The organism is Psychrobacter sp. CX21, assembly GCF_057396255.1.
In genome coordinates this window covers 1-6,201 of the sequence record NZ_JBXYJG010000037.1, presented here as the reverse complement: position 1 = coordinate 6,201, position 6,201 = coordinate 1, and the positions used below count along the sequence as shown (strand labels likewise).

5 protein-coding genes are annotated in these 6,201 nt (G+C 38.8%); 1 reads left to right on the top strand and 4 read right to left on the bottom strand.

Annotation, left to right across the window (positions count from 1 at the left end; translation table 11 throughout):
- Positions 1-26: 26 nt before the first annotated feature.
- The 3 genes from AC2SLP_RS11845 to AC2SLP_RS11835 all read right to left on the bottom strand — a co-directional run bounded on the left by AC2SLP_RS11845 (position 27) and on the right by AC2SLP_RS11835 (position 3,782).
- Positions 27-1,019 carry an IS110 family RNA-guided transposase gene (locus AC2SLP_RS11845; protein WP_486535649.1) on the bottom strand — a complete coding sequence of 331 codons (993 nt, stop codon included), beginning with the start codon at positions 1,017-1,019 and terminating at the stop codon, positions 27-29.
- 654 nt (positions 1,020-1,673) lie between these two features.
- The gene (locus AC2SLP_RS11840; RefSeq protein ID WP_486536836.1) at positions 1,674-3,281 is read right to left on the bottom strand and encodes a hypothetical protein; all 1,608 of its coding nucleotides are present in this window, start codon (positions 3,279-3,281) and stop codon (positions 1,674-1,676) included.
- Positions 3,282-3,464: 183 nt separating this feature from the next.
- Positions 3,465-3,782 carry a hypothetical protein gene (locus tag AC2SLP_RS11835; RefSeq protein WP_486536835.1) on the bottom strand — a complete coding sequence of 106 codons (318 nt, stop codon included), beginning with the start codon at positions 3,780-3,782 and terminating at the stop codon, positions 3,465-3,467.
- Between the two features lie 56 nt (positions 3,783-3,838).
- On the opposite strand from AC2SLP_RS11835, the gene AC2SLP_RS11830 reads away from it, so the two are divergent.
- Positions 3,839-4,627: a hypothetical protein gene (locus AC2SLP_RS11830; RefSeq protein WP_486536834.1), complete on the top strand. Its 789-nt coding sequence runs from the start codon at positions 3,839-3,841 to the stop codon at positions 4,625-4,627.
- Positions 4,628-4,993: 366 nt separating this feature from the next.
- Here the strand turns inward: AC2SLP_RS11830 and AC2SLP_RS11825 are convergent, their stop codons facing one another.
- Positions 4,994-5,986 (bottom strand): IS110 family RNA-guided transposase, encoded by a 993-nt coding sequence (locus AC2SLP_RS11825; protein ID WP_486535649.1) that lies wholly within the window; start codon positions 5,984-5,986, stop codon positions 4,994-4,996.
- Positions 5,987-6,201: the final 215 nt, after the last annotated feature.

The following is a 6,201-nucleotide window of genomic DNA, read 5'->3' as shown; positions in this document are numbered from 1 at the left end:
GTAGATACCATCTTAAAAAATAAATATCAAGCAGAAATAAATTCAACTTTTGCCTGATAAGGAGATTGATGTTTCAATACACCATAGCAGATATGCACAAGCTTACGCATAGCAGCGCAAATCGCCTGCATCTTGCACTTACCATTGGCTAACAGCCTCTCGTACTGTGCCTTAATATCAGGATTCCATTTAGTGGATACCACTGCAGCCATATACAGTTTAGCTCTAATAGCACTTGAACCATTCTTAGCTAAACGTGATTTGCCTTTAAACTGTCCTGACTCAATATGTCTAGGAACAAGACCAATAAAGGCTGCAACCTGTGACGCTTTAGTAAACTGCTTATTGTGCATCAGCGATAGCATCTGTCTTGATGTGGCAGGGCCTACACCTTTGATAGTTTGTAGTAGCTCTTGGTCATGCTTTAACTTAGGATGTTTATCGATATGATCATCAATATCATCGTTAAGCTTTGCAATAGCAACTTCTAAAGCATCAATCATAGTGCCAATGGATTGCTTCACAATAGGCGCAGTATCAGTAGCATATGCTTTTTCTTGACGGTTAAGCTCACGTTGCAAGTCTTGCTGTAGTGCATCTAAACGAGTCAATAATGACTTTAATTGTCTTGCTTCTACTGGTGGCGGTGTCCACTGTTCTGGCTTAGCACTATTAGCATAACGAGCCAGTAAGACGCTATCCTTTTTGTCAGTTTTATTGCGACTACCAAGAGAGTTTGCATAGCTTCTGACATAGGCTGGATTTACGATACTTAGAGCAATACCTTTATCATGTAGAAAATAAGCCACATTCTCATGATAGACACCTGTTGCTTCAAGGGTTACGTGTATATCACTTAAATTATCGCTGACGTTTGTTTTTAGCCAGTTGATAAGATTATCAAAGTCGTCTTTGTTGTTTTTAAATACTTTGGTTTTAACCTTTAGCTTGTCTGCATCTTTAAGCCATGCAACATCAAGCTTTGCTTTACTAACATCGATACCAATATAATGAGTCATCTTGTCATCTTCCCTTGTTCATGCAGTGTCACTCGTATTGAGGCACTTGGATACCATTCAGAGTATTAAGATGATAAAAATGAGCATTGGGCATTATCTACGCTACAGTGTCTAGGCACTAAGGGTGCGCTCATGCTCTCAATGCTCGTGATTAACCGCTTTAGTTTATCAACTCTCGTTGATTGCGTTAAGGGGTCAGTCAAGATACAAGGGTGCGCCCTGCGCACCAAATCTATTATTAGAAGATAATTTAAACGTTGATTAAGACGGCTTACCAGAATTTTCTTATAAGTGGTTTTATAGTTCTAAAATCGCTCTCTTAAATAGTGCTCGGGGCGCACCTACGGGACTATACGATAGCATAATGACTCTGCCAATGGTCAGTCATGCTTCACCCCAAGTCGCTACACCATAAGATGTAAGACAGATTCTGATGTCTATTTTGACGAAACGTTTTAATGAGTAGCGGATTTTAGATAGTTAAGTCAATATCAAGTTTAGAAACAGGACATATGGATAGTGATAATGAGATAGGACCTATGTCAATCAAAAAATCAGTCGTGATAAGTATGTATCGGTATAATGAAGCAAAACAAGAGTTTGAATCAGTAGCATGAGTAAGTCAATAAGCTAGCAAACTGGGTAGAGAATCGGCTAATCTCTAACACTAAACTTGTAGATTTGATCAAAGGTATGGAAGCTGACATTACTCAACGGCTCATCTTCCCACTGAGGTTCAAAATTATCATTCGCTGAGAATAAAAGTATGGGCAACTGGGTTTGAGATTGTCCCATGGCATAATTATAGTCTTCGTTAGCATAGTCTTTATTAGCATAGTCTTTATTAGCATAGTCTTCATTAGCATAGTCTTTATTAGCATAGGTTTGGTAGGCACTTAATATCTTACCGTCATTATCAATTATTAGATTGTCCAAATCCCAAACGTAACCCCAATAGGTTTTACCCTCTTGATAGACATAAGGTTTAAAGTAAAACAAGGTTTCTAAAGATTGGTTGTTGAAGTCAATGTCGGCGACTTGTGCATCACTGCCATCCTCCCAACCTCTAATCAGTATGGCCTCATTATCACCATCATTATCTAAGTCAGTAAAGCGATAAAAATGCTGTGGTGGAATGTCGTCTAATTTAAGAAAGAACGTACCATCGTCTTTGACCCAAATTTCTTGAAAGGTATCAGATTGTGGAGAATAACCGAAATAAATTTTGTCGTCGATGCCATTTCCGTCAAAATCTATTGAAGTAATATCAGCTTCCATATCTTCAGGCAGTTCAAAAGGAGGTTGTATATCTCTTTCTGTCAGCTGAATCATTATATTCGGAACAGTTGAGTTGCGATCAATATGAACCCTTATATCCCAATCGTCATTAAGTTGCATTTTTTGACCGAATGCCATTTCTCCTAGCTTTTCAAGTGTCTGCAAATCTACTAATGCGTTGTCATAATTTGTCTTATCAAGCAACAGTTGGATTATGCTCGCCAACACCGGCAGAGGTTTACCCTCTTTGGGCTGAACCTCAAAGGATATTTCAATTTTATCGCAACCTGTTAAAGAGGCATAGATGTCAAGCTTTTCAATCTCAACATGCTGTATTTGATAGCGATCATATTCGTGCATTCCGATACCACTAAAGTATTTAGGGCTGTTTATTTTCTTTAACGGAAGCTGTGGATTCAAGGACGCAATACGACAATTCTCTTGATAATAGCTGGTTATGGGTTGATGATTTGGCCAGTTAATCTCGAAAACTTTTGGTGTTTCTATAAGATTCCCAGATCCATCATAAGCTTCTGGGTGGGCTCGAAAGTTTGGGGAAGCTTCATAAATAATACGATTGTCTTCAACCGCATAGTTAACAATATGTTCACTAAAAGGCGCATAAAGTAAGATACTATGATCGTCGACAACGTCCATATTCTCATTCAATAACAGATAGTATATTGAAGTCGTTGTGTATGCGCTCCCGCCTACAGGTCCTAAGGAACGTACTTCTATAGCAATATCCTTAATGCCGTCTTCATTAAAGTCTTTGACTATTAATGGGATTAGTTTCAGATTGTAGGCAGTGTCCAATTGGTTTTCTGGATCATCGAAGCATTCATAATAGAGTGGTAGGCTTTCAGTAGTAGCGTTACTAAGGTTAGGTATCGCATTTGAACAATGCTTCTCGACCAACATCGTAATCAGTTTGGGCGCTATGTCAATCTTGCTGGCATGGGCAAATGGTATGCCACTAAGCATGATTATTAGACACAAGGTCAACTTTAGATAGGGGGTTAGAGTATAAGGTCTATTCGACATAGTATAGGCAATGGTTAGTAGATATTGACCTATAGTATAGCAACAATTATGAATTGTTTAGGGTTTGTCGAACTGATACTAGGGCTTACTCCTGTATCCATTATTCATTAGCTTTAAGCAAGCTTAGCTCAGGGTATTGTTCTCGGAGGTCTTTAATGGCCTGTACGTTATTGAGGTGAGATCAGGGTCTTTAATTTCATCAACTATAGTGGGACTGCCAATAAAATTTAAATTATTCTGATGCATAAATTCTATAACAGCGTGTTTTAATTGTTCGCAAAAATACAATCTATCAAAACGATAGTTCTTGTAGCCATTACGGGTCGGTATGCCTAAGACCAGCCAATCCATTGGCGGATTAGGTGAAATCTTAAACGTAATTTCTTCTTGATAGTAATCTTTAATAATTAAATAATGTACGGTATCTACTTGCTTAAACATCACTTAAGACACAAACCGTTAGCAAACAAAATTTTTATAGATATTGGTATTTACATATGATAAAAAAGGTCGCTCTAAACCTCTTATTAGCAACGGTGACTATGTTTAGTGCACCGACTGCAATCGCATTCCCTCAAGGTCAGGTCTCAGAAGATATCAGGCAACTTATTACCAAATATATGAGTATAAACTACGGAAAAGACTATGACAAATTGCGTGGATGTTGGCTATATCAGGCAGGAAATGAGCAATATTGTATGTCGCCAATTCGCTTTCATAATAGAGAAATCCATAATAAGGATACCCTTTTTGTATTGATATCAGGGAACACCGTAGATGAGGGTGCTAGAGTGACACCGGGGCTGTCTGGTTTGTTTACCGCATACAAATCAGGTACGTCATGGGTGATATCTGCCAGTGAGCCGTATATTTACAATGGCGGTGCTGGCAGAAGTCAGATGGATAGGTTTGAATTTGGAGAGGTGGGTGACGATAAATATGGATGGTATGGCGAGCATTGCGGCTCTGGCGCTGGTGGGCACTCGGGGTGTATTTGGGAGCTTTATGTCCCCATGTCAGATGGGCAGATTAAACAAATAGCGGATATAAGATATACAACCTATTCTGCAAGCTTAACTCATGGGAACTATTATAAAGCTGAAAACGATGTAAGCTTTGATTATTCAGCGCCACAAGTTGGTGGGTATTATCCTATTAAAACAATACTAAGTTCAGTGACAGGATTTCACAATGATGATTTAGACTCGAAGAATATAGAAAAGTCAAAGGATCAAAGTTTGTATCACTATAACCAAACCATCCAAAAATTTGAGCAAGTAAAGTAAACGCAGGATAACGCAAGTTTAATGAATATTTGTAGAGTAGCGGGCTTAGGTATTAAGTATTAGGTATTAGGTAGGGCATTTTGCACAACTAAGGTACATTTTAAAATCATGATGCTGAGCTAAAAGCCCCAGCCTACAGCTACTTCTATAATATCGTTAAGTTAAGTGGAATGGCTATTATTTTATCTAATGTGAGTAGCTATTCTCGCTTTTCGCTATTATCTTGGCTGGCAAGGCGACAGGGATAACCGCTGCATTCGAGGCTAGCGGTAACACCATGTTCTTGCGGAGTTTTATCGTGGTTTAAGTTATACGTTATTGGACGATATAGAGTTGAACGGTAGATACCATCTTAAAAAATAAATATCAAGCAGAAATAAATTCAACTTTTGCCTGATAAGGAGATTGATGTTTCAATACACCATAGCAGATATGCACAAGCTTACGCATAGCAGCGCAAATCGCCTGCATCTTGCACTTACCATTGGCTAACAGCCTCTCGTACTGTGCCTTAATATCAGGATTCCATTTAGTGGATACCACTGCAGCCATATACAGTTTAGCTCTAATAGCACTTGAACCATTCTTAGCTAAACGTGATTTGCCTTTAAACTGTCCTGACTCAATATGTCTAGGAACAAGACCAATAAAGGCTGCAACCTGTGACGCTTTAGTAAACTGCTTATTGTGCATCAGCGATAGCATCTGTCTTGATGTGGCAGGGCCTACACCTTTGATAGTTTGTAGTAGCTCTTGGTCATGCTTTAACTTAGGATGTTTATCGATATGATCATCAATATCATCGTTAAGCTTTGCAATAGCAACTTCTAAAGCATCAATCATAGTGCCAATGGATTGCTTCACAATAGGCGCAGTATCAGTAGCATATGCTTTTTCTTGACGGTTAAGCTCACGTTGCAAGTCTTGCTGTAGTGCATCTAAACGAGTCAATAATGACTTTAATTGTCTTGCTTCTACTGGTGGCGGTGTCCACTGTTCTGGCTTAGCACTATTAGCATAACGAGCCAGTAAGACGCTATCCTTTTTGTCAGTTTTATTGCGACTACCAAGAGAGTTTGCATAGCTTCTGACATAGGCTGGATTTACGATACTTAGAGCAATACCTTTATCATGTAGAAAATAAGCCACATTCTCATGATAGACACCTGTTGCTTCAAGGGTTACGTGTATATCACTTAAATTATCGCTGACGTTTGTTTTTAGCCAGTTGATAAGATTATCAAAGTCGTCTTTGTTGTTTTTAAATACTTTGGTTTTAACCTTTAGCTTGTCTGCATCTTTAAGCCATGCAACATCAAGCTTTGCTTTACTAACATCGATACCAATATAATGAGTCATCTTGTCATCTTCCCTTGTTCATGCAGTGTCACTCGTATTGAGGCACTTGGATACCATTCAGAGTATTAAGATGATAAAAATGAGCATTGGGCATTATCTACGCTACAGTGTCTAGGCACTAAGGGTGCGCTCATGCTCTCAATGCTCGTGATTAACCGCTTTAGTTTATCAACTCTCGTTGATTGCGTTAAGGGGTCAGTCAAGATACAAGGGTG